The sequence below is a fragment of the Halobacillus sp. B23F22_1 genome (genome assembly GCF_043497005.1).
In the GTDB taxonomy this organism is placed as follows: domain Bacteria; phylum Bacillota; class Bacilli; order Bacillales; family Halobacillaceae; genus Halobacillus_A.
The window spans coordinates 488176-511704 of sequence record NZ_JBIEKE010000003.1 but is presented as its reverse complement, the minus strand read 5'-3'; the positions used below and the strand labels follow the sequence as shown (position 1 = coordinate 511704).

The 23529-nt window shown below is 41.6% G+C and carries 20 protein-coding genes and 1 riboswitch; of the genes, 14 read left to right on the top strand and 6 right to left on the bottom strand.

All coding sequences use genetic code 11. The features are described 5' to 3' along the window. The first annotated feature begins 20 nt into the window (after positions 1-20). From ACGTNH_RS17550 to ACGTNH_RS17535, 4 genes are all read left to right on the top strand, one after another. Complete coding sequence (locus ACGTNH_RS17550) at positions 21-1490, top strand: sulfatase family protein (protein WP_394588228.1); 1470 nt, start codon at positions 21-23, stop codon at positions 1488-1490. Positions 1491-1504: 14 nt separating this feature from the next. Next, entirely contained in the window at positions 1505-2782 is a 1278-nt protein-coding gene (locus ACGTNH_RS17545; protein WP_394588227.1) for a hypothetical protein, read from the top strand. Between the two features lie 65 nt (positions 2783-2847). Further along, positions 2848-3642, top strand: coding sequence for an endonuclease/exonuclease/phosphatase family protein (locus tag ACGTNH_RS17540; RefSeq protein ID WP_394588226.1), 795 nt, complete (start codon positions 2848-2850; stop codon positions 3640-3642). A 14-nt stretch (positions 3643-3656) separates the two neighbouring features. Continuing rightward, entirely contained in the window at positions 3657-4619 is a 963-nt protein-coding gene (locus tag ACGTNH_RS17535) for a formylglycine-generating enzyme family protein (protein WP_394588225.1), read from the top strand. A gap of 97 nt (positions 4620-4716) precedes the next feature. On the opposite strand, the gene ACGTNH_RS17530 is transcribed toward ACGTNH_RS17535, so the two are convergent. Further along, the gene (locus ACGTNH_RS17530) at positions 4717-5139 is read right to left on the bottom strand and encodes a hypothetical protein (protein ID WP_188378103.1); all 423 of its coding nucleotides are present in this window, start codon (positions 5137-5139) and stop codon (positions 4717-4719) included. A gap of 172 nt (positions 5140-5311) precedes the next feature. Here ACGTNH_RS17530 and ACGTNH_RS17525 point away from each other — a divergent pair, with 172 nt between their 5' ends. From ACGTNH_RS17525 to ACGTNH_RS17505, 5 genes are all read left to right on the top strand, one after another. Further along, positions 5312-6721 carry a hypothetical protein gene (locus ACGTNH_RS17525; RefSeq protein ID WP_394588224.1) on the top strand — a complete coding sequence of 470 codons (1410 nt, stop codon included), beginning with the start codon at positions 5312-5314 and terminating at the stop codon, positions 6719-6721. Between the two features lie 199 nt (positions 6722-6920). After that, on the top strand, positions 6921-7691 hold the full coding sequence (locus ACGTNH_RS17520; RefSeq protein WP_394588223.1) for a SurA N-terminal domain-containing protein: 771 nt from the start codon (positions 6921-6923) through the stop codon (positions 7689-7691). 149 nt (positions 7692-7840) lie between these two features. After that, positions 7841-7944, top strand: a riboswitch (purine riboswitch). 165 nt (positions 7945-8109) lie between these two features. Then, on the top strand, positions 8110-8979 hold the full coding sequence (locus ACGTNH_RS17515; RefSeq protein WP_394588222.1) for a 5'-methylthioadenosine/S-adenosylhomocysteine nucleosidase: 870 nt from the start codon (positions 8110-8112) through the stop codon (positions 8977-8979). Positions 8980-8996: 17 nt separating this feature from the next. Beyond that, positions 8997-9812 (top strand): 5'-methylthioadenosine/adenosylhomocysteine nucleosidase, encoded by an 816-nt coding sequence (locus ACGTNH_RS17510; protein ID WP_394588221.1) that lies wholly within the window; start codon positions 8997-8999, stop codon positions 9810-9812. A 184-nt stretch (positions 9813-9996) separates the two neighbouring features. Then, positions 9997-10362 (top strand): flavodoxin, encoded by a 366-nt coding sequence (locus ACGTNH_RS17505; protein WP_394588220.1) that lies wholly within the window; start codon positions 9997-9999, stop codon positions 10360-10362. Between the two features lie 140 nt (positions 10363-10502). Here ACGTNH_RS17505 and ACGTNH_RS17500 read toward each other — a convergent pair whose 3' ends face one another. Then, positions 10503-10916: a DUF3021 domain-containing protein gene (locus tag ACGTNH_RS17500; RefSeq protein ID WP_394588219.1), complete on the bottom strand. Its 414-nt coding sequence runs from the start codon at positions 10914-10916 to the stop codon at positions 10503-10505. Then, positions 10913-11371: a LytTR family DNA-binding domain-containing protein gene (locus ACGTNH_RS17495; RefSeq protein WP_394588218.1), complete on the bottom strand. Its 459-nt coding sequence runs from the start codon at positions 11369-11371 to the stop codon at positions 10913-10915. Before ACGTNH_RS17495 ends, ACGTNH_RS17500 begins: the two co-directional genes overlap by 4 nt. 278 nt (positions 11372-11649) lie before the next feature. On the opposite strand from ACGTNH_RS17495, the gene ACGTNH_RS17490 reads away from it, so the two are divergent. From ACGTNH_RS17490 to ACGTNH_RS17470, 5 genes are all read left to right on the top strand, one after another. After that, the gene (locus ACGTNH_RS17490; RefSeq protein ID WP_394588217.1) at positions 11650-12660 is read left to right on the top strand and encodes a LacI family DNA-binding transcriptional regulator; all 1011 of its coding nucleotides are present in this window, start codon (positions 11650-11652) and stop codon (positions 12658-12660) included. 305 nt (positions 12661-12965) lie between these two features. After that, positions 12966-16121, top strand: coding sequence for a CBM35 domain-containing protein (locus ACGTNH_RS17485; RefSeq protein ID WP_394588216.1), 3156 nt, complete (start codon positions 12966-12968; stop codon positions 16119-16121). A gap of 147 nt (positions 16122-16268) precedes the next feature. Then, entirely contained in the window at positions 16269-17186 is a 918-nt protein-coding gene (locus ACGTNH_RS17480; RefSeq protein ID WP_394588215.1) for an aldo/keto reductase, read from the top strand. A 493-nt stretch (positions 17187-17679) separates the two neighbouring features. Further along, positions 17680-18441 carry a fumarylacetoacetate hydrolase family protein gene (locus ACGTNH_RS17475; RefSeq protein WP_394588214.1) on the top strand — a complete coding sequence of 254 codons (762 nt, stop codon included), beginning with the start codon at positions 17680-17682 and terminating at the stop codon, positions 18439-18441. A 150-nt stretch (positions 18442-18591) separates the two neighbouring features. Next, on the top strand, positions 18592-19239 hold the full coding sequence (locus ACGTNH_RS17470) for a lysozyme family protein (protein WP_394588213.1): 648 nt from the start codon (positions 18592-18594) through the stop codon (positions 19237-19239). A gap of 58 nt (positions 19240-19297) precedes the next feature. Here ACGTNH_RS17470 and ACGTNH_RS17465 read toward each other — a convergent pair whose 3' ends face one another. The 3 genes from ACGTNH_RS17465 to sacB all read right to left on the bottom strand — a co-directional run bounded on the left by ACGTNH_RS17465 (position 19298) and on the right by sacB (position 23444). After that, positions 19298-20137: a glycerophosphodiester phosphodiesterase gene (locus tag ACGTNH_RS17465; protein ID WP_394588212.1), complete on the bottom strand. Its 840-nt coding sequence runs from the start codon at positions 20135-20137 to the stop codon at positions 19298-19300. A 186-nt stretch (positions 20138-20323) separates the two neighbouring features. Beyond that, positions 20324-21895 (bottom strand): 2,6-beta-fructan 6-levanbiohydrolase, encoded by a 1572-nt coding sequence (gene levB, locus ACGTNH_RS17460; RefSeq protein ID WP_394588529.1) that lies wholly within the window; start codon positions 21893-21895, stop codon positions 20324-20326. 76 nt (positions 21896-21971) lie between these two features. After that, positions 21972-23444, bottom strand: coding sequence for a levansucrase (gene sacB / locus ACGTNH_RS17455; RefSeq protein WP_394588211.1), 1473 nt, complete (start codon positions 23442-23444; stop codon positions 21972-21974). Between the last annotated feature and the right edge of the window lie 85 nt (positions 23445-23529).

The following is a 23529-nucleotide window of genomic DNA, read 5'->3' as shown; positions in this document are numbered from 1 at the left end:
AATGCGAAAGGAAGATAACTATGAAAATCCTTTACCTTGATATTGATTCCTTACGTCCCGATCACCTGGGGGCTTACGGCTACCATCGCAACACGTCTCCTAACATTGACAGCATCGCTGAAAAGGGAGTAAGGTTCACGAATTATTATGCTTCCGATGCGCCTTGTGCCCCGTCGAGAAATGCGCTGTTTAATTCGAGATTCGGTATTCATACGGGCTCGATTAACCATGGCGGACTGGATGCGGATGTGCGGCCGATTGGAGCAGATCGTCCTTTCAATCATCACCATAGTCCTTACCAGGCATGGGTGGAAGAGCTCCGTTTTAAAGGGCATCATACAGCGATGATCAGTCCGTTTCCAGGCCGTCATGCGAAGTGGAATGTGTTAGAAGGATTTCTCGAGATGCATGATACGGGTAAACATGCGGGGGAAACAGCCGGTGACGTATCAAAAGAAGCTTTACGCTGGATTAAAGGGAAGGGGACGGAAAAAGAAGACTGGTTCCTCTACTTGAATTTCTGGGATCCACACACACCTTATCGAACACCGGAAGAGTACGGCAACCCGTTTGAACATGATCCAGCCCCCGATTGGCTTACGGATGACATCATTGCGGAGCATCGAGAAAGCTTCGGGCCAATGAGTGCAAGAGAAATTCCAGCCAGACACCAAATGCCGAATCTTCCAGAAGAAATCGCTTCGGTTGACGATTTTAAACGCTGGATTGACGGCTATGATACGGCGATCCGACATGTGGATGACCATATTGGCAAGCTCCTTCAGGCACTAGAAGAAGAAGGGTTGCTGGAAGAAACGACTATTATCATATCAGCGGACCACGGGGAAAATCAAGGTGAATTGAACGTTTACGGTGATCACCAGACGGCAGATCATATTACAAGCCGCATTCCTCTGATCATGGCAGGTCCGGATTTTAAGCAGGGCCATGTAGATGACGATTTTCATTATCAACTTGACGTAGGACCTACATTAATCGATCTGATTGGAGGGGTGCAGCGTGAACGGTGGGACGGAACAAGTTTTCTTCCGGCCGTTACTAAAGGAGAAGAAGCCGGCCGTCCTTACCTTGTCGTCAGTCAGGCGGCATGGAGCTGCCAGCGAGGGGTTCGTTTTGACAATTGGATGTTCATTCGTACGTATCATGATGGATTAAAAGACTTCCCAGACCTCATGTTGTTTGATATAGAAAATGATCCTCACGAAACTAGAAATCTAGTTGATGAAAAACCAGAGATCGCTGGAAAAGGATTAAGGCTTTTAGACGAGTGGGTGGCAGAGCAAATGGCTGCCTCTGATTCCCCGACAGATCCTATGTGGAACGTCATTCAAGAAGGCGGCCCCTTCCATACAAGGGGTAATTACCACAGTTACGTAGAAAAGCTGCGTGAGGAAGGAAGAAATAAGGCAGCGGATCGATTGGAGCAGCGTCATCAAAAATTTCAAAAAATCTATAATCAAGACCAATAAGGGAGAAGTGACTTATGTCAAATCAGACCGAATTATATGCCGCGTTACCTGATCACGTGAAGAAGTTTTTTGATCGTCAGTATGAGAGTGCCTACCGTTTGCTTGATGCGTCCCGCCATCCTAAAACGGGATTATATGCCGACAGCTATAAAACGTTTGAGGAAAATCCAGAATCCAAATGCTCTATTGCGGCCACAGGTGTGGGATTAATCGGTCTTTGTGTAGCTGACATGGAAGGGTGGGATTCAGAGGCGGGAGAAAAAGCAATCCTTACACTAAACGCGGCTATGGGAAACATCGATGGATGCCGGCCGGCGCGGGATGAGAAGACAGGTTTTTTTGCTCATTTTGTCGATATGGAATCAGGAGAGAACCTGCAATCTGAAATTTCAACGATTGATACGTCTCTATTAGTTGCAGGTGCCCTGTTCGCCGGCCGGCATTTTAAAGAGACATTTCCTGAGATTGAAGAAATGGCCAATGATCTGCTTCAGGAGATTGACTGGAGTGTCGTCGTCGCTAATAAAGATGATGGGTCGATTTATATGGTCGTAAAAGATGGACAGGGTACGCTGCCGCTTCCTGCCTACAATGAATACGTGCTGGTCGCTCACCTGGCTTTAATAGGCCAGCCTGAAAATAAGGAAATTCAACACTTATGGCATAACAATTTTTCAGAAAAGAAAATGAAGGAATTACCTCAAGTAAACTATCGAAATCTTCCTGTATTAACAGATACCAATGGGAAACATGGCCAAGAATCCTTCTTATCTTCGTTCGTTCATCAGTTTCCCTTTTACCTTGTGCCTGAATATGCAGAAAGCCCGGTCTATCGTGAGTTTTATAAAAATGCCTGCCTCGCCGATCAATTAAAATGGAAAGAGCTTGAAGATGTTCCTTCGTATGTATGGGGATATGGTGCAGGTGCAAATGACGGACTGCATGGGGGGTACCATGCGGATCAAATCAATAATTCCCCGGGAGATATCGCATCTGCCTACATCGTAGCCGGATTCTTACCGGTCAATCCGTCGGGAATCTATGATTTATATGCTTTGTACCGCCTTCACCTTCCGTTTGATACGTACGAAAACCCGAATGATAAAGAGGATGAGAGGAAACTTCGCGCTGCTTACCGATTTGGTCTGCACCGCTACTCGTGGTGGCACTTGGAACAGCCCGAACGCTGGTATCCAACTAAGATTACGTTAATTGATTGGAGCTCTATGTTATATGGAATGACCGCATATAAACGAGGGATGGCCTTTTTTACCGACCGACTCAATCAATAAGATCGAAAAAGGATCAACTAGAACGTTAGTTGGTCCTTTATTCATAATGAAAGGATGGTTTGAAAATGGAGTTGAAATTCGGTACCTTCAATATAAGAGTGGATCTGCCTCAGGATGGAAAAGATTCATGGAAGCATAGAACCGATAAAGTACCTGAGTTGATCCTAAAACATCATCCGCACGTTATTGGTCTTCAAGAAGCCTTACTTCCGATGATCAAAGATGTAGAAACTGCGCTGCCGGAATATCAATGGATCGGGGAAGGAAGAAGAGGCGGCATGTCCGACGAATTTTGCCCGATTCTTTATAATTACCATAAATTGTTTCCTATGGAAAGCGGCCAGTTCTGGCTTTCTAAACAGCCGGATGAGCCCAACAGCATAAGCTGGGATAGTGATTTTCCGAGGATCTGTACATGGGCGCATTTTCAAGTTAAACATGAGTCTCGTCATGAATTTATTGTGTATAACACACATCTTGACCATATAAGTGAAGCGGCGAGAGAGAATGGTATTGCTCTTGTTTGGGATAGGATACAAAGTGATGCTGCTAAGAAAAATGTCCCGGCTATGTTAATGGGTGACTTAAACAGTCATCCTGATGAACAGCCCGTGCGTTTTTTACGAGGTGAAGCATCTCTTAACGGTTTAACGGCTAAACTTAAAGACTCGTTTACAGCGATTGATGGGTCGCCAGGACGAACGTTTCATCAATTTAAGGGTGGAATGGACGGAGAACCAATTGATTATATTTTTTTTACACAAGAGGTAAAGGTTTTAAAAACAGAGGTCGATCGACACACAGTGAATGGCCGGTATCCTTCTGATCATTATCCAGTGTTTACAACAATCGAACTCTAAAGGAGTTGAAAACAATGCGTGAAAAAGGGATAAACACCCCCTGCTGTCAAGCAAGCAGAGCTGATATTGAAAGTGGAGGAAAGAAGGATTCATCTCCCGAGCTTCAGTCTAAAGAGAAAACTGTTCAGTTTAAGGAGCGGATGGTTTACTTGCCTGGTGGAGATTTTTTAATGGGGACAGAAGATAAAGAAGGGTTTCCATTTGATGGAGAAGGTCCCGTTAGGAAAGTGAAAGTTGATCCTTTCTATATAGATGCCCATACGGTAAGTAATGCGGACTTCAAGCAATTTGTACAAGAAACAGGATATCAAACGGAGGCAGAGCAGTTTGGCTGGTCGTTTGTTTTTTATAAATTCATTTCTCCTGACGCTCCATTCAACGTTCAGCAGCTGCCGAATACACCGTGGTGGCTGGCCGTTGAAGGGGCCTATTGGTATCAGCCGGAAGGGCTGGGAACAACGATACACGACCGATTGGATCATCCCGTGATTCATGTTTCCTGGAATGACGCAGCTGCCTTTAGTAATTGGGCTGGGAAAAGGCTTCCCACTGAAGCAGAATGGGAGTATGCAGCCCGCGGTGGTCTTGAGCAAAAGAAATACCCGTGGGGAGATGAACTGACTCCCAACGGAGAGCATTACTGTAACATTTGGCAGGGCGATTTTCCGCGTGAAAACACAGAGGAAGATGGATTTTTGGGAACAGCTCCGGTTCAATCTTTTCCAACGAACGGGTTTGGACTGTATCACATGGCAGGAAACGTCTGGGAATGGTGCTCCGATTGGTTTACAAATACCCCTGAGGGAAACATAGATTTAAACCGGTTGAACAGCCAGTCTCCAAAAGTGATGAGAGGCGGATCTTACCTGTGCCACCACTCCTACTGCAATCGCTATCGCACAGCGGCGCGCAGCTCAAATACGATGGACAGTTCGACAGGGAACATGGGGTTCCGGTGCGTCGCAGATATAACTTAATTGTTGAGGATATATTTTTATTCAGCCTTCTTCAGTACCAGTTGTGGTAAAAGAAAGGCTGAATATTTTTGTGCCTGCAGATCTTTGTTTGATCTAACTACAAACCTTTAATCAGCATCCCATCCATTTCACGTACTTTATCATAAGATTCTACTAGGTGATCAGGCACCAGCGTTCGCCCATAATCCCAGGCGTTCCTCTCAATCTCCGCTTTAAGCTCTTCAATTTCTTCATCTTCCCCGTACATTAGTGTACGTAGGTCATGTTTGTGCTTCTTGAACGTTAAATAATAACCAATTTCATGATAAACAATGAGCTTAACGAAATTTTCTTCGGTTTCCTTCAATTTAATTTTTCCGATATATCCATTCACTTCTAAATAGTTAAACGTGATGGTATTCGTCGATACGTTATAGCTCATAGGGGCGGTTAAGTTATTGTTAAATTCATAGTTTATATCTAGATTGTGCTCTTGCAATGTATTTTTAATGATTTTTTCGATATGCCATATGTATAACATCTTCTAAATCACTATCCTTTCTAGCGTATATCATTCAATATAATGGAATTTAATAATAATTTAAACCTTCCTCCCTTATTTATAAGCTTAAATTTGAAAAGGATTAAACATTAGACTCCTTAAAAAGAGAGGCATATAATAGAAATATTCACTAGAGTCAGGAGTTTTATCAATGAAGAAAGGTTCGCTATTTGTCTATGCAGCCATTATAAACCTATACATTTTGTTGTTTTATGTAACACTTCAGGTGGAAAGTGACTTCTTACTTAACATTCTGTCTGTTTTCGGGATCTTATCCCTCGTTTTTTCTCTCTTTTATTTAACAGCAAACAAACGTATTTTACCGTTTTTCTTAATTGGATTTGCTTTTTTTATTTTACTTATGTCAGATTCATCTATGTCAGAAGGGATTTTGCAAGGCTTTCGCGAGATGACAAGCTTAATCGCGATCTTGCTTATTGTGCCGATTATCAGCTGGATGTTAGATGAAGAACCCTACATAGAAAAAATTATGTCGTTTGCGGGCGATTTATTAAATACTAGCCGGCGTTTTTATTTTGGAATCATGGTCATTACGCAGATATTATCATTTTTTCTTCTTTTTGGGTCGATTCAGACAGTGTATCAGTTTATTCAACAGCTTCTTGGGGATCGTAAAGGAGAAGCGTGGGAAAATTTTAAAGGCACGGCTCTGCTTCGTGCTTTTTCGCTTTGTACGCTGTGGGTTATTAGTATCCCAAGCTTCGTGTTTATTGTGGACTTTTTAGGTGCCTCTTTATGGCTTTCCATGCTTCAGGGAGGAGTGATCTCTCTGTTTGCCGTGATGCTTGCCGTTGCTTTTTCCTATTTCGAAGAAAAGCATTACAACATAGATATCACTTCAGCCTTGAAGGAAGAAATCAATCAAGCGATCGGAGCCCAAGAAAGAGGCAGGCTGAGCCGTGAAGTTATTGAATTTGCCAGTATGTTCATCCTCATTTTCGGGACGATTTTCTTCCTGCACGGCGTTTTTGGATTAGAGATTCTTGTCATCATCCCTCCCGCTATCTTAATTTACACGATTCTTTATTTTGTTCTAAAAGGCAGAGCCGTTCGTTTAAAGGAGAAAGTAGAGTTTTATTTTACAGATTATGCTCAAGGAAAAGCCCTGCAGTTCAGCATTCTATTATCCGTTGGGCTCGTGATTGCGGCGCTGAACCTTTCAGGATGGGGAAAAGTGATGATCGACGGTATTTTAGTTATGGAACAGTCCGTCCCCTTTATTAACATCTTAAGCATTTTACCTTTTATTCCAATGGTGTTGAGCTTCTTTGGCATTGGTCCTCTGCCGGTATTAGTGCTCGTTGGCGGTGTTTTGCAAAATGTGTCTTTACCTTACCCTCCAGAGCTTCTCGTATTGTCGATTACTTCAGGAAGTGTGATCTCAGCATTACTCTCTCCATTTATTCTACCGGCGATTGTGTTAAGCAGTGAAAATGGATTGAGCATTTTTAAAAATGGTTTTCAGTTCAATATTTTATATGCAGCGGCTTTTTATTTATTTGTTCAAGCGTATCTTCAGGTGGTTTCAATTGCTCTGTGAAGCGGTTGAATCACCTTTTACACACAATTTCCACATTTAATATAAAATTCACATAAAACCGTTACAAATACGTTCATGGCAGGGTTAGTGCTTTGTTTAAAAGGTGTTGTAAGGATTAACGAAGAGAATAGAGGTGTTTTACCCTGGAGAAACTGATGTTACAATGACAACCATCATGAATCGGAAAGGGGAATACACCTTGAATAAAAAGTGGTTATTAAGTTTAATCATGGCGGCTTTTGTTATGTTTTTGGCCGCGTGTAATAGTGATGAAGAATCAGCTGAAGGTGACAGTGAAGGTAAAGGAGAAGAAAAACAGCAGCAGGAAGAAGGAGAAGGTGAACAGCCTGAAATGCCTGAGCCTGATTTAGAAAACGTTCCTGATGTTGTAGCAGAAGTAAATGATGAAGAAATCAATAAAGAAGAGTTTGAATCTGCTTATGAAGGTTCATTCCAGCAAATGGCTATGCAATCTCAAATGTCCGGCCAGGAGCTTGACCAAGATCAGTTAAAGAAGCAGACAGCTGAAAGCTTAGTTGGACAAGAGCTTCTTACTCAAAAAGCAGAAGATGAAGGTTATGAAGCATCACAAGAAGATATAGATAAAACACTGGAAGAATTAGCTCAGCAAAACCAAATGGAGTCGAAAGATGAATTCTTGGCTGCTCTAGAAGAACAAGGTATGGGCGAAGATGAAGTCATGTCTCAAGTTGAAACCCAAGTGAAGGTTGACCAGCTTATTGCAAGTGAAGCTGGTGATACTGAGCCATCAGAAGAAGAACTAGAAGAAGCTTATGCACAAATGGAGGCCCAGCAAGAGCAGATGGGTGAAGAAGGCGGAGAAATGCCATCTTATGAAGATGCAAAACCAGACCTTGAGGAACAAGTAAAAACACAAAAAGAACAAGAAGCGACACAGAAGCTAGTTGAAAATCTTCGCGAAGATGCAGATGTAACTGTACACCTATAATATAATTGATAATCGAACCAGACCCGATAAAGGGTCTGGTTTTTTGTGCTTTTATAAGGTGTGAAACACGAACGTTGTGTAGTTAATTAGTATTAAAGTTCGGTTTTAGTGTTGCGCGTGTTGATAGGGTTTGCTATAGTAGCACAGTAATTATTTTAAATATCATAACTCGTATATCCTCGGTAATATGGTCTGAGTGTCTCTACCTGGTTCCCACTAAAAGAACTAGACTACGAGTTAAAGTAAAAGGCTGGCTGCTCTATTGGCTGTAGCTTTATTTACTTTAACTTCAAGTCTAGAAGAGGAACGGTGAATCGTTCCAACTTCTAGACTTTTTATATGGTCGGCGGGAGGAGGATCATGGTTTATAAAATTCTGGACTGACACCGGGGATGTCCCACAACAAGGAGGAAACAGAATGACGAAAAAGTACATCTTATTCGCTATTTTTACTATGCTGATATTATCCGTTTTTGCAGGGTGCAGCTCTTCTACTCAAGAAGACAGCGAAGCATCTACGAGTGAAAAGCAGCCGATTTTAGTACAAGGGCCAATGCCTATTGAAGCGGAAGAATTTGCCGAACGTTTAGATGATGTAGAAAAAGAAAAGTCCGGTAATTTTGTTTTTTACATAGGGACGGTGGATGATTATCCCGTCATTGTAGCAAAAACCGGAAAAGGTATGGAAAATACAGCGGCAGCAACGACGCTCGCAATTGAAAAATATGATCCGGTCGCAATTATTAATCAAGGAACATCTGGTGGTCATGACCCAGAACTAAACGTCTACGATATTGTGTTAGGCGAACGCGTGACGAATATAGGAGCGCTGAAAACAGGTGATCGAGATGAAGGAGAAGGCATTGAACCGACAAATTGGCTGCCTATGGATTTGATGGCTTCAGAGGGAAGTGCCGGTGAAGATCCTGATGCCGAGAACATCCGTTATTATGAGGGGGACCAAGACTTATTGAAAGCAGCTCAATCCGTGAAAGATACGCATGAGGAAGGTAAGGTCGTTGAGGGAACGATTGGTTCCGCTGACCTTTGGAACAACGAAGTGGACCGAATCAATTGGTTCCATGAGAATTATGGAACTTCGGTAGAAGAAATGGAAGGAGCGGCGGGTGCACAGATGGCTGATGCCTATGATGTACCTTACTTAGGGATTCGTATCCTATCGAACAATAAAACGAATAACGGAGAATACGATCCTGATACAGCACAGGCCAATCAAGAGTATGTCTATGAGGTCGTGCGAGAGTATATCTCAACGATGACAAAATAAACTTAAGGAGGATTAGCATGCGTTATACTACAATTGCCAAAACCATTTTTGGTTTATTGGCGGCCGCTTTGATTATTGCAGGCTGCGGAGAGTCATCTGAAGAAACTTCTGCAGAAAAAGAAGAAGAAAAAACAGGTGATACGATCGGTATTATTGGGCCAATGGAAGTGGAAATTGATATCTTACATTCCAATATGGAGGTGGAAGAAACAACAGAAAAAGGCGAACTTACTTTTTATGAGGGAGAACTGGAAGGTCAGAATATCGTCCTCGTTCAATCAGGAATTGGAAAAGTAAATGCTACTGTAGCAGCTCAAATGCTGATCAGTGAATTTGACGTAGATCAACTTATTAACTCAGGCGTTGCCGGCGGGATTCATCCAGATTTAGGTCTTGGAGATATCGTCATTTCTACTGAAACTGTACATCATGATATGGATGAAACGGCAAAAGGGTATGAACCCGGCCAAATTCCATACATGGATACGAGATTTTTTGAAGCTGATGAAGAACTGATTGAATTAGCTAGAGAAGGAACAAAAGACTTACCTGACTATGTAGATGTATTTGAAGGCCGCATTGCCACAGGAGATCAATTTATCGCCAGTGAAGAAAAAACAGAGTGGATTTACGACACATTTGACGCTTATGTTGTAGAAATGGAAGGAGCAGCTGTGGGACAAGTTGCCTATTTAAACGAAATCCCTTACGTTGTTATTCGCTCTGCTTCTGATGACGCAGGAGAAGAAGCATCTGATATTCAGGAGAACTTTGTTGAAGAAGCTGCTAAAAATTCCAGTGATGTAATTGAAGAGATGCTTAGGGATATGTAGAGGATTTTCCCTGTTAAGAGTATATAAAGGAGTCTTTCTTTTCTCATTTAATGGGAAAAGAAAGGCTTTTTTGTTTCTATTGTGTGTAAAAGATCAACTTGTTCATATTAGAATCACCCCTCAATCTTAATTGACATTGATAATCATTATCATTTAAGGTGTGAGTAATGAGAGGTGAAAGGTAATGAATATTATTTTGCTGTGTGCAAGTATGTCTGGGAATACAGAAGAAATGGCTGAAATCATTGAAGAGGAACTAAAGTCTAATGGACTCTCTGTTTCTTCATTCCAAATAGACGTTGATGATATAGAAGCAGAAGAATTACTTAAGTATGATGCGATTCTTTTTGGTACTTATACGTGGGGCGACGGGGACGTACCTTACGAACTAGAAGACTTTGTTGAAGATCTGAAAGAGGTCGATTTAGGTGGAAGAGAAGTCGGGCTTTTTGGATCTTGTGACTCCATGTACCCCGTTTATGGCGGAGCCGTAGATAAGTTTGAGAAACAATTTACTGACTGTGGAGCTACAGTTATAATACCATCGTAAAAAGTGGAACTGACCCCCAATGACGAAGACGTTCAAAGCTGTCGTGAATTCGTTGAATTATTTATGAAACAACTAAAGGCTGGGAAAAGGCTGTAAAAATAAGCCTCTCCTAAGTATTAGAACTCTTGAGAGGCTTATTACTAATTCATGCATTGTAAATCATCGTTCAATTTTTTTGATACATTTTTAAAGTAAAGGTAGAAGCAAATCCACATTATTGTATAAATGACTAGCGAGATGCCCATGAAAAGAAGAATACTCTGGCCGTCAAGAGGAATCCATCCTATACCTAACGCTAATATGAAGTAGAGAATCATTACTGTTCCAAAATGCAATACTGTCTGCACAGGGAGGCTGAGTGAGCGAATCTCAAAGTAAAGAGGACTCACGCTGAATAACCAGCCGCAAAAGATGGAACCGAAGGAATTTTTAATAAAAAGGTTCCCGTCAAGAACTTCCTGCTCACCGAAATAAACGACCCCATTCACCGTCATAACGGCTATAAATGCACCAAAAAAAATACCGATCATACTTCTGAATAAAAAAGTTTTCATTTTCTATCCCTCCTGTTCATTTTTAAAACTTCCTTAATTTTGCTTACGTAATGTCTTGAAGCATATTCTTTAGCACCTGATTTAAAAAATACTCCGAGCGTTCCGTTGAAAGAAGGTTCAAAATGGCTGATTTCATAGAGGTTTGCAACCACGGACTTTGATATTCTTATAAATTTACCGGAAGGAAGAGTCTGTTCCAACTCATACAGCTTTTCTCTTACTAGAAACATCCCTTTTGAAGTAGCTGCTATGACCGCCTCATTTTTCGTATAGAAGTAGTGGACTTCCTTAGGGTTTAACATATGCTGTTTCTCTCCTTCGCGCCCGACGATAAATTCAGCCTCTTTATGATTTAGATAATCCAGCATATTTTTTATCGAATCGTCTACTTCTTTGCAGTGGATCGTCACGCTTGTTTCTTCGTGTGAACGATCTACATCTAATTGGACCTTCATGTTTCAAATCCCTCCCCAACGCTTGCGTTTGTTATAAAATTAGTATAGTGCTTGGAGTAGAGATTTGTCATCTAGGTTTAAGTGAGACGTCATTCGTAGTGGGTAAAATGCTTTTACGTTTGTCCATCCTGTATTAGAACCCGGTCTAGTCAGATAATTCAGGACTAAAGGTGCTTATGTGGATAGTATAGAAATGAATTGACAGCCCCACATACATATCGTACGATACAGCCAAATAGAAAACGTTTACTTCGTTTATTAGAAAAGGGAGAAAGGTTATGAATCCAACCATTAAAGATGTAGCCAATTATGCCAATGTCTCAATTGCTACAGTATCGAGAATCTTAAATAGTACTTCTGCAGGGTATTCAGAAAAGACAAGAGAATTAGTAATGGAGGCTGTTGAACAACTGGGATATAAACCGAATGCTGTTGCTCGGGGATTAAAAAATACCAGGACCCAAACCATTGGGGTGCTTTTCCCGGACATTTCTGGAATGGTATCATCTGAGTTGCTGCATGGAATTGAAAAAGTGGCTCATAACATAGGACATAGTGTAATTGTTTGCAATACGGCCTCGCAAGGAAAGAAAACCCTCGATTATTTGAAGCTGTTGAGTGAAAAAAGAGTCGAGGGCATATTATTTGCCAGTGAAGAAATTAAGGATGAGTATTATGAAGCCATAAAAGGAATGAACATCCCCGCCGTATTGGTTTCTACAAAGTCTCACAAACATCCTCTTCCTTATGTGAAAGTCGATGATCGTGATGCTGCGTATACAGCGACATCTTATTTAATAGAAAAAGGACATAAGAATATTGGGATGATCAGCGGAATAAAACAAGACCCAATTGCCGGCTCTCCTCGTATTGAAGGTTTTCAAGCGGCGATGAGAGACCATCTAGGGAATAATGCACCTGTGGTGGTATCAGGACAAGGTTTTTCTTATGAACATGGGATGGAAATGTTTGAAAAATTGTTGAAAGCTGCACCTCAGACTACGGCAATCTTTGCAGCCAGCGATGAAATGGCTATTGGGGCAATGGCTTCAGCTTACCGCATGAATATAAAAGTGCCCGATGATATTTCGGTTGTTGGCTATGATAACCTGAAAATCTCTGAAATGGCCATCCCTCCGCTTACGACTCTTTCTCAGCCTTTAAGGGAGATGGGAGAAAAAGCAACAGAGTTATTGTATGATGCTTTAAATGATAAGAACTCCATACAAAGCAGTATAATCATGCCTCATCAGATTATTGAGCGTGACTCCGTAAAAGTTATGGCGTAAGCCTTCTTTTACGGTTTTTTTATGTTGGATAGAGTAAACGTTTACTTCATAAAGGGGAAATTGGTATCTATGGCCTGGATAGATAGTATCATCTTTGATAAGACAGATAAATAGAGGGTATATAAAATTATTATAATTTTCCAAAAAGTACTAGACTTCAATGGTGTAAGCGCTTATAATGACGTTAATTAAGTAAACGTTTACTTAAACCTGGAGAAAGAAAAAGTGATGTATTAAGAAGGTATCTGCTGCAATATCTCTTTGCCTTATGGTACTTCTTAAAAAATGATAAAAGGAGAGGTCAAATGATCACACGTCCACGAAAACGGAAATCTATGAATAAGAGATTAGTAAGTAAACGAGGAGTTTTTTGTGTTCTATCCACTTTTGCTCTATCGTCCTTACTGGCCGCGACTGTTTCTGCTCAAGACAGTGAATTTACTAGAGAGGGGTCAGGTCCCATGTATTTTTCAACTTACGAGCACCAGCATGACAAGAATACATACATGCCTGAAGACAGGTTTAAGGAAAATATTGATTGGATGGCAGAAAATTTTCAGCCTTATGGATATGACATGATCGCAACCGATGGATGGATTGAAGGAGCGACGTTATTAAATGAAAATGGTTATGTGGTAAGTCATAACGACAATTGGATGTCCCGTCCACTCAATATGGATGGTAGTGAGGAAGAAGCTGCAGGATTGTTAATCAATGGAGATTTTGAGTCAGGAGGAACAGAGGGGTGGACCATTAAAACGGATGCTTCCACGGGCGTAGATGCTAATGATGCCTATGAAGGGTTAAAACTATATGTCTATGACTCTGAACCTCATACAGCCAAAGTCTCACAAACAGTGGAGGGAATAGAAGATGGCAATTATACGGTTGAAGCTCGGGTAAAGTTTCCTAATGACGTGGGTAATTATTTGGATGGTACGAGTTCAGCAAATATGAAATTAACCGGTTATGAAGGTGTTGCTGACGGGGACACTGCACCTGAACAAGTCGTTGAATTAAATGATGGGTTAGCTAATGAATACGGGGAAGCGCGCTATGCACTTTTTGAACTTCAGGCCCAAGTAACCAACGGACAGTTGACAGTAGAATTTAATGTAGATGCAGCAGGAGAGCACAGCTCCTTCCAGTTGGATGACGTGAAATTATACAAGACTGGAGAAAAGCCTGAGGAGGATGAAAAGGAAGAGCAATTTCAGTATCCATCTGAGAAATATCCTGATGGCCATACTTGGAAATTCTGGGGTGACTATATTAACGAGCAGGGCATGGATTTTGGGATCTATTATAATCCGCTTTGGGTAAGTCCGGAAGTAGTAAAAAATCCAGATAAATATATAGTAAAAGGAACGGAGGATGATCCAGACGGCCCCACTTATGTCGCAGATTTAATTGATCAGGGTGACCCTGATGACCCCACTGATGGTGATCGCTTTAATGGCGGCCAGGGAAATGAACGCGCTTTATACTGGATAGATGTGGAACACCCAGATGCAGAAAAATATGTGAAAGGGTATATCGACTTTTTCAAAGAACAAGGCGCTGATTTCTTACGTGTTGACTTTATTTCCTGGTATGAAGATGGAATGGACCCGAACCTTGGAAAAGTAGGAGAGCCGCATGGCAGAGACAACTATGAAACTCATCTAAAATGGATGTCTGAAGCAGCCGAAGAAAATGATATGTTCTTAAGCTTAGTTATGCCTCACCTATATAATCATGGGGAACTTGAACAAAAATATGGAGACATGATTCGAATTAATGAAGATGCATTTGACGGAGGCTGGGACCATATTAGTGAAAGGCGTCAAGAATGGCAAGAAGGCTGGTCGCAGTGGGCAAACTCTTTCCAAGGCTTTACTGGTTTCTCTGATATCAGCGGACGCTCCAGCCTGATCTTAGACGGAGACTTTTTGAAGCTGAATACGTTTGAAGGGGATCGTTCGGAAAATGAGAAGAAAACTACTCTATCACTCTACACGCTAGCAGGATCTCCAATAGCGATTGCCGACCAGTATGACACTATTAAAGATAATTATAAGTACTATCAAAACACCGAATTGATTGAGTTTAATAAAATGGGACTAGCCGGGAAGCCCATCTTTGAAAATGCAGAACATTACGGGGAGTCTAATGATAATCGAGACAGCCAGCGCTGGGTAGGTCAGCTTCCAGACGGCTCATGGGCTGTCGGTTTGTTTAACCGTGAAGATGAGAGTCAGACTTTTAATTTTAATTTCAAAGAAGAACTTGGCATAGGGGAAGGTCAAATACGTGATGTTTGGACGCATGAAGACCTTGGACTCCAGTCTGATTATTCTGTAACGCTAGAGCCGCATGATAGTGTGTTCTTAAAAGTCATCCCATCCAAAGTGGATAAAGTCTTTGAAGCGGAAGCTGCTTCTTATACAAAAGGTATCGAATTTGCCAAGGAAACAGCCGGTCATGAAGGGTTTGGCTACTTGAGTGATATAGACGAGGAAAAAGAAAGTGTCACTTATGCGATCAGCGTTCCAGAAACAGGCGTCTATAACTTAGACTTGAAGTATGCTGCAGAAGAAGCAAGTGAAGCTTTAGTTAAGGTTCGAGAAGAGGAAAGCGGCGAAGTTATGGAAGAATTGCCTGTGGAACTAAAATCAACTGATGGCAAATGGAAAGAACAATTAACAGAGGTAGAACTACAAGAGGGAACAAACCTTGTGAAAGTGGACTATGCTTCTGGTAACTTTAATTTAGACTCCTTAACCCTAGGAGAGTCAGTTGATAAAAATTCATCAATCTTGAGAAATGGCAACTTTAGTCACGGATTTGACCATTGGAGCAGAAGCAATATGGTGAACACTTCGATTGAGGATGGAGGTTTGAAAATCAGTGGGAAAGAGGCGTTTTCCTCTGACATTTGGCAGTATGTGGTTCCAAAAACAGGAACATATACACTGACAGCAGACGTAAAACGAAATGGGGCGTTTGAGGATGCCTCCTTATATGTTGAAAACGGAGAAGATACTCGTACGGCTGATATTCCAGAAACAGAAGAAATGGCGGAAGTTTCGATTTCAAACGTCGAAATATCTGAAGGAGAGGTATTAAAAATTGGAAGTCTAATTAATGGGCAAGAAGGGGCTTCGTTAACTCTGGATAATATCCAGATTCATGCTGTAGAAGACCATAATCAGTACTTTGACATCGTCGACAAAAATAAAAACAAAGTGGAAATTACACGAAACAGCCAAGATGCTGAAGGCCTCTCAGCTTATCAGGTCAAATTAGAAGAGAAGGCCGACCCAAGAAAGGTTCATGCTGCAGGCCAAAAGTATAAACAAGTAGGAACTAAGAATGAACTACAAACAACGCAGGAAACTTATTATTATGATAAGGAAAATAGGACGGTCTGGGTGAATATCCCAAATGAAGAAAGTAAGAAAGTTCAAGTGAAGTATTGACTCGGGTTTTAAGAAAATAAGTAAAAGAAAAGCCTTCTCTTTCCGTATGGAAGAGAAGGCTTTTTGTACTTATTGCAGAAGCATGCCCCGTTACTCTCTTAATTATTAGTGTTACGATAAAAGGAACAGAAGAAAGAGGTGCTTATATTGAAAAAAATCAAATTAGGCTGCAGTGATTTAGAGGTGGGTGAAATCTCCTTAGGGTGCATGCGCATTAATGAACTCAATTTAAAGGATGCCGCTCATGTGATCGAAAATGCAATGGAACTCGGCGTTGACTTATTTGACCATGCTGATATTTACGGAAAAGGAAAGTCAGAGGAAGTGTTTGCCGAGGCCCTCCAAATCAATGATGACGTTCGTGAAAAAATGAAGCTGCAGACGAAATGCGGTATTCGTGAGGGATATTTTGATTTTTCAAAAGAACATATCCTCGAATCCGTTGAAGGAAGTCTGCGCCGTTTAAAAACTGATTATATTGACAGTTACCTGCTTCACCGTCCGGATGTCTTAATGGAACCTGAGGAAGTAGCGGAAGCTTTCACTACGTTAAAAGAAAGTGGAAAAGTTCGGTATTTTGGTGTAAGTAATCAGAATCCGATGCAGATGGAGCTGCTAAAAAAGTACTTAAAAGACGACTTAATTGTTAATCAGCTCCAGTTAAGTGTTGTACATACACCAATGATCGATGCCGGTTTTAATGTCAACATGATGAATGATGCTGCCGTGGTCCGCGACAGTAGTGTGATTGAATATTGCCGTTTGAACGATATTACGATTCAAGCATGGTCTCCGTTCCAGCACGTTATGATCGAAGGACCATTTGTAGGCAACGATGCATTTCCTGAAGTAAATGCCAAGCTGCAGGAACTCGCAGAGAAAAAAGGTGTGACGGATACAGCCATAGCTACAGCATGGATATTACGCCACCCAGCCAACATTCAGCCTGTCGTTGGAACAATGAACCCGCAGCGTCTTAAAGACATTGCCGAGACTTCACACATTGAGCTGACGCGTCAAGAATGGTATGAACTTTACCGCGCAGCAGGAAATGAGCTGCCTTAATCAAGATGACTTTCGTGTTAGGAGTTCACTGAAAAAGTCCTTTCTAATCTATAGGAACTGCCAAAGGTTGTTGTTGAATCCACGAATCGCTTGTCGGTGGATGCTTGCCGCGGGAAAAGCGATCGCTCATCATTGAAGCAACAGCGTCCAATTTAAGTAGAGTGCCTTTCTTTGAATTATAAAGAATAGTTGCTTTTTTTCTTGTACAAGAAGTACTCTACTTTCCAAAACAGCGAGAACTTCAACTCGGGGCTCTACGCAAGCTCATCAAGGTTGGATGGCGTTAATATGAAATCGTTAATAGTGGCTTAGAATCCCTATTTACCGCTAAAAATAATTATCATGGGCTCGCTCTTAATCTCGCTGCTGTTTTTTATGCTTCTACCCATTACTATAATACTCTCTAACCAAGAAGAATCCGATTGGTAATTTAAAAAAGAGGAATTCAAATCGGTGGTATCGAAATAGTGAGGAGAGAAGGAGGAGATCATCTATGAAATACATTCGTTTTCGTAAAGACAATGAAATCTATTATGGAGTTGTTAAAGGAAATTCAATCACCCAGCTGGATGGTGATTACATAAAAGGCGAAACACGCCCGCTTTCTACTGAATTTTCTTTAGATGAAGTCGAAGTACTCACACCCGTCGACCCCAGGCAGGTATTGTGCATTGGCTTAAACTATGAGGCACACGCAAAAGAGACGGGTAAACCGATCCCTGAGGAACCAATGATGTTTATGGCATCTCCGAGCGCAGTCGTGGCCCATGATAAGGAGATTGTACTGCCAAATCTTGAGCATCGTATCGATTATGAGGCAGAGCTTGTGATCGTCATTGGAAAAGAAGCGAAGGATGTGAAGAGAGAAGAAGCGTTATCTTATATCTTTGGTTACACAATTGGGAACGACGTCTCCAACCGCCATTTGCAAAAAAAAGATGGACAATTTACACGTGCGAAATCGTTCAGCACTTTTAAACCATTAGGACCCGTCATTGAGACAGAGCTTGAGCCGAACCAGTCGCCTATTAAACTCACATTGAATGGAGAAGTAAAGCAGGAGTCGAATACGAACGATTTAATTCACAACATTGAACAACTGCTTGTGAAAATTACAGAAGTAATGACGCTGCAGCCAGGGGATGTCATTTACACGGGCACGCCATCGGGAGTAGGACCGTTGTCGCCCGGAGATGTAGTGGAAGCTGAAGTTGGCGGTATTGGTGTACTGAGGAATAGAGTGAGAGAAAAATAGGTTCAGAGCAGGGACCCACAGCGACGACGTGGGTTCTTTTTTTATGAGAAAATACTTAAAGGAAGCTTTCAAAGTGGTGTGTCGATTCTTGTTTTGATAATCTATAAATAACGAAAACTACGAATCTACCAACTGGAAAGGAGGGGGAGCATGGCAAAAAAGTATAAAAAGAAAAAGCGTAAAAAAAAGTCTCTCTTTAAGCTGATTCTCCCTCCCCTGCTCGTATTAGGGTCGATTTTCGGGCTTATGTATATTGTGTCTTTCATAAGCGGCGTGACTGGAGATGGACTAACAATGAGCTTTTCCAATGTTCGTGGAGAACTATCGCCGCAGGTTTTACAATATGAAGAAGAAGTAACGAGGTATGCGGAAGAAGAAGGGATTGAGGAGCACGTAGATCTGATTCTCGCTTTAATGATGCAGGAGTCGGGCGGGAGAGGGCATGATCCGATGCAAGCCTCTGAATCTCTTTGTGGTTCTGTCGGATGTATAGAAGATCCTGAGAAGTCTATTGAGCAAGGAGTTTCTTATTTTGCGCAAACGTTAGAACGTGCTGATGGTGACGTAAAACTGGCTTTGCAGTCTTACAATTTTGGAGGCGGATTTATTGATTACGTGAATAATAATGGAGGAGAATACACGCAGGAGCTGGCCATCGACTTTTCAGCAAAGAAGTACGAAGAGCTCAAGCATACGGGAAAGTACAGCTGTGTTCGAGAGGAAGCCACTCAATATAATGCCTGCTATGGCGATATCTATTATGTCGACGCTGTATTAGGTTATTATGATTCAGTATAAGGATATTCCTTCATAAATGAACCCGCAGCAAGAAGGGCGGCGGGTTCATTTGTATGTTTTAATGATGCGGATCGACATAATCAGGATAGTCTGTAATAATACCATCGGCGCCAATTTCTAATAAAAATTGAGCAGATTCACGGTCTCTTACAGTCCAAGGGTGTGTTTCCATGTTAAAGTCATGGATACGACTGACCAGTTCTGCGTCCATCATGTTTTTACTAGGGTTCACATACTCCGCATAAGAAGCGAATTCTGTTAACTGTTGATCAGATATCCCGCTTGAGTTGTAGCTTATTAAGACACCAACTGGAACATTTGGAAGGATAGAATGAAAGGTCTGTACGGATTCATGGTCAAAAGATTGAACAATGATTTTGTCGTTGTTTGGTTTGTCCAGGTTGCGTTTCTCAAGTTCTTCAGCTATTTTTTCTTCGATACCAGGGTAGAGGGAAGGGGATTTGACTTCAATCAGGATGCCGGTTTTTCCTCGGTATTCATCCAGCACTTCCCCAAGTGTAGGAATTTTTTCTCCTTGAAACTCTTTACTAAAAGAACTCCCGGCATCAAGCTTTTGCAGTTCATCGTATGTAAATTCACCTACTTTTCCTGTGCCGTCGGTTGTTCGGTCTACTGTTGTATCGTGAATCACAACTAACTCTCCATCTTTACTCATTTGCACATCGAGTTCGAACATATCGGCTTTCATGTCGACGGCTTTCTCAAAAGCGGCCATTGTATTTTCTGGTGCGTACCCCGAGGCTCCCCGGTGTGCAATATTTAATACCTGCTTTGCATCCTTCACGCTGTTTTCGTCAGCAAGAACTTTTCCTTCAGTTCCGGCAAATGCCATCAAAAACACTCCCAACGTTAGTAAAATAGTAGTTAACTGTTTCATTTTCGTCACTCCCTTCCGTATTTACACTTTCTACTATAAGGGAGGAACATTATGGAAGTTTAAATAGGGTGTTTATCTTTTGTTGAGAAATATTACAAATTCAGGAACTTTAAGCCTATGAAACTTAACATTTTTTATGATAAAAAGACCCTATTGAATTTGGACATCAATAGGGCTTTCCTGATCTTATTCATGGATAGAATCATAGTGTTTGATTTTTATATTTTTAAAAGTGGCTTTGCCGCCTTCAGAAAAAAGAGTGATCCCTTCATCTTCGAGTGGGGGAAAGGCTTGGTTGGAATGGACTGCTTTTCCGTCATCAACAAACACTTCTACACTGGTTTTATCGACTAAAATCTTCAAATGGACTTCTTTTTGATTTTCGTCAAAAGGAGCCTGGCTTTCTATTAGTTCATGCTCTTCATCAGGCTGGGCTGTTGAGCTGCGATTGACGTAGGAGTGCTGATTTTCTGGTGAAATACCAACGTCAATGTGACGGGATCGATCTTCTGACTCACGAAGTCTTAAACCTGTATTTTTTAGGTCATCCCAAGAGATATCTGCCTCCAGCTGATAAGCTGTGCCCGTAGCTGCAAGTGTTTCTGATCCATCAACTTCTATCCTTTCAAATGAATCGACAGAGCTTGTTAATTGATCTAGTTCTTCTTTAGGCTGAGACGTCAGGTAATACTTTTCGTTGTCACTTTTCTTAAGTTCAATTTGACGTACAATGGAATCCAATCCGTTAAATCCTTCTGCCATCGTTGGCGTCTCGTCTGCGTACTTCCAATTATTCATCCATGCTAATGCATAGCGGTGATTAAGCTGATCGTCGCTTTTCCCATCTTCAAAAGTTACACCGCCATACCAATCAAACCCATAATCGAGCCATTCGGGTTCCTCCTGGTGGGGGAAGAATTCGTCACCGTTGAAATCACCGACCCAGTAAGCGTATGTGTTCGGCTTGTCGATGGCTTGGCCATTCGCACTAACGCCGAGTACCCACTTTACAGATCCATCATCCGCCCGCATCATATAGAGGTCTGGACATTCAATTAAGCCGATATCTTTGGTTTGAAACTCTCCGGTATAATTCCAATCTTTTAAATTATCCGATTCATAAAATCCGACCTTCGTTTCTTCTGCCATTAGCATCACCCATTTTTCACTTTGGTCATCCCAAATAATTTTTGGATCTCTAAAGGCTTCGGTTCCGGGGTTCTCTAAGACGGGTTCGTCACTATAAGAAGTAAAGTTCTGTCCGTCATCGGTACTGTACCATAGGTATTGCTCCTGATCGCCATCAGCGGAAGGCTGAGTAACGACAGCTACTACGGCATCTTCGCCAAAACCGGCCGTGTTGTTCGTATCAACGACGACAGATCCGGACCATGGATCACCATTTTTATTAGTGTATTTTGGGATGGCCACGCCTTCGTCTTCCCAGTGAACTAAATCCTCTGACGCTGCGTGTCTCCATTCCGTGCCATTTCCATTCGGATAGTCTCCGTTGTAAAGGTAATAGTAATGATACTCCCCGTTAAAATAAATCGGCCGCTGAGGATCGTTTTTCCAATGATCGGGTGAAGTGAAATGATAGTTGGCACGATAAGAATCATCACCAAACTCTGGCTGTTCCGGCTTTTTTTCTTCATCAGAGGGTGTGAGAAGGAGCACAACAGCTCCCGCTATTAAAAAAAGAGTAAGAAGTAAGAATACTGCACAAATTCTGGGTGTCTGGGTAAAAGCATTTTTCATTATGTTATTCACCGCTTTCGTTGCTGTTGCTGTACTAAAAAGAAAATGCCAATGGTCCATTGGCATTTTCCTTTTTTTATTCGTCTACTGTAATTTGACCTTGTTCAAGAATGCTATCTTCTACAACAGAAGATTTCTTGCCTTTCAAGTCTAATTTAAAGCTTGGAGAGAACGTTGACTTTTCATCTTCAAAATATCCTCTGTTTGTCATATAGCTTGTTATAACTACTTCGTCCGAATTCTCTTGAGGAATTGCATAGTGTGCGTAGTTCCACGTAACATCATATGGATCCAGGTCCTGGTGTAGGACAATTCCTGTTTTGTTCATTGGCTTAAATTCGCCGTCTAATGAGTTCGCTACATAACCAAGCATGTAGATATCTTCATCATCAATGCCGTCAATTGTCATCTTAGATCCACGGGCACTTGTGAATAAGTACCACTTGCCGTCTTTTTTGAAAATGTTCGGGCGTTCAATTTCATCCGTTACAGTGTTAGAAGCAATTAAAGGATCTTTTACTTCTTTTAATGTGTAATCATCATTAATCTCAATAATTCCGATGGCTCCGTTTGCAAGCTCAGCATAGTCTTTTTGAGGGCTTTCCAGTAGTTTGTCTTTTTCGTCCTGGAAATATTTGTTGCTCTTACTGTAGTACGCGCGGTTATACAGAGACTCTTCTCCAGAGTAACCGAATTCTGTTCCAGTATTCGCTTCGAACACAAGGTACTTACTGCCATCTTCCTCAATGTAGTGAGGGTCTCTTAACGTGTGGTTCTCGTTCCAATCAATATCACCATTACCGAAGGCTTGCTCTACGTTTTGGTAAACGGACCCGTCGCCGCCTTCAAAAATGGACTTATGGTCTTCTACGCCGTCTACATTTAACGTGCCGGCTTCTGGCTCAGATACGTTTACTTGAGCAGTTGTGAGGGTCTGCTTTCCATAAAGCTCTTTATCTACGTTAAATTCTGTACGGTTTGTATAGAATAAACGAACTTCGCCGTCAGAAGTAAAGGTAGCTGAACCCGACCATTCTTCTGATTGATCTTTTAAGTATTCATCGTCTGCTAAGTGTTTATCTTCGTCGTCAAATACACGTCCTGCGTTCTTCCAATCATCTATGGATTTGTCGTCTGCATCTTTATAGAACATGTAAATGAAGGTGTCATTTGGGTCTTCAGGGTCCCCGGCTAGTCCGAATAGAATGTGATAGCCGTTATATTCTGCTACAGTTCCGTCTGCGTTCTGAAGCGGCCATGTATCCCAAACGTCCATCATGATTTCGTTACCGTTCTCATCTGTTTTTGTAGCTGAAGGGATGTTTTCAATCGTTGATGCATCGAATTCAGGTACAGTAAAGTCTGAATCCCCGTGCTGATTAATCATATCGGATACATCGGAACGTGTGATATGCGAGATGCCATAGTCTTCGTTGTGGTCCTTGGAATCCTTTGGCGCCGCTTGTGCTAATAATCCGTCACCTCCTGCTAAAATCGCTGTGCTAAGCGTGACTATTGTTGCTTGTTTGGCCAGCCTTTTAAAATTCATATGCTTCCTCCTCTTGTTTTTTGGTGAAGTCTTTTTCGTCAGCCCCACCGTTCTACAATTAAAAGTATAGGGGAGTGGAGGGTGA

Coding starts and splice junctions, on each gene's coding strand:
- ACGTNH_RS17550 (WP_394588228.1), top strand. CDS start 21: ATGAAAATCCTTTACCTTGATATTGATTCCTTACGTCCCGATCACCTG.
- ACGTNH_RS17545 (WP_394588227.1), top strand. CDS start 1,505: ATGTCAAATCAGACCGAATTATATGCCGCGTTACCTGATCACGTGAAG.
- ACGTNH_RS17540 (WP_394588226.1), top strand. CDS start 2,848: ATGGAGTTGAAATTCGGTACCTTCAATATAAGAGTGGATCTGCCTCAG.
- ACGTNH_RS17535 (WP_394588225.1), top strand. CDS start 3,657: ATGCGTGAAAAAGGGATAAACACCCCCTGCTGTCAAGCAAGCAGAGCT.
- ACGTNH_RS17530 (WP_188378103.1), bottom strand. CDS start 5,139: ATGTTATACATATGGCATATCGAAAAAATCATTAAAAATACATTGCAA.
- ACGTNH_RS17525 (WP_394588224.1), top strand. CDS start 5,312: ATGAAGAAAGGTTCGCTATTTGTCTATGCAGCCATTATAAACCTATAC.
- ACGTNH_RS17515 (WP_394588222.1), top strand. CDS start 8,110: ATGACGAAAAAGTACATCTTATTCGCTATTTTTACTATGCTGATATTA.
- ACGTNH_RS17510 (WP_394588221.1), top strand. CDS start 8,997: ATGCGTTATACTACAATTGCCAAAACCATTTTTGGTTTATTGGCGGCC.
- ACGTNH_RS17505 (WP_394588220.1), top strand. CDS start 9,997: ATGAATATTATTTTGCTGTGTGCAAGTATGTCTGGGAATACAGAAGAA.
- ACGTNH_RS17500 (WP_394588219.1), bottom strand. CDS start 10,916: ATGAAAACTTTTTTATTCAGAAGTATGATCGGTATTTTTTTTGGTGCA.
- ACGTNH_RS17495 (WP_394588218.1), bottom strand. CDS start 11,371: ATGAAGGTCCAATTAGATGTAGATCGTTCACACGAAGAAACAAGCGTG.
- ACGTNH_RS17490 (WP_394588217.1), top strand. CDS start 11,650: ATGAATCCAACCATTAAAGATGTAGCCAATTATGCCAATGTCTCAATT.
- ACGTNH_RS17485 (WP_394588216.1), top strand. CDS start 12,966: ATGATCACACGTCCACGAAAACGGAAATCTATGAATAAGAGATTAGTA.
- ACGTNH_RS17475 (WP_394588214.1), top strand. CDS start 17,680: ATGAAATACATTCGTTTTCGTAAAGACAATGAAATCTATTATGGAGTT.
- ACGTNH_RS17470 (WP_394588213.1), top strand. CDS start 18,592: ATGGCAAAAAAGTATAAAAAGAAAAAGCGTAAAAAAAAGTCTCTCTTT.
- ACGTNH_RS17465 (WP_394588212.1), bottom strand. CDS start 20,137: ATGAAACAGTTAACTACTATTTTACTAACGTTGGGAGTGTTTTTGATG.
- levB (WP_394588529.1), bottom strand. CDS start 21,895: ATGAAAAATGCTTTTACCCAGACACCCAGAATTTGTGCAGTATTCTTA.
- sacB (WP_394588211.1), bottom strand. CDS start 23,444: ATGAATTTTAAAAGGCTGGCCAAACAAGCAACAATAGTCACGCTTAGC.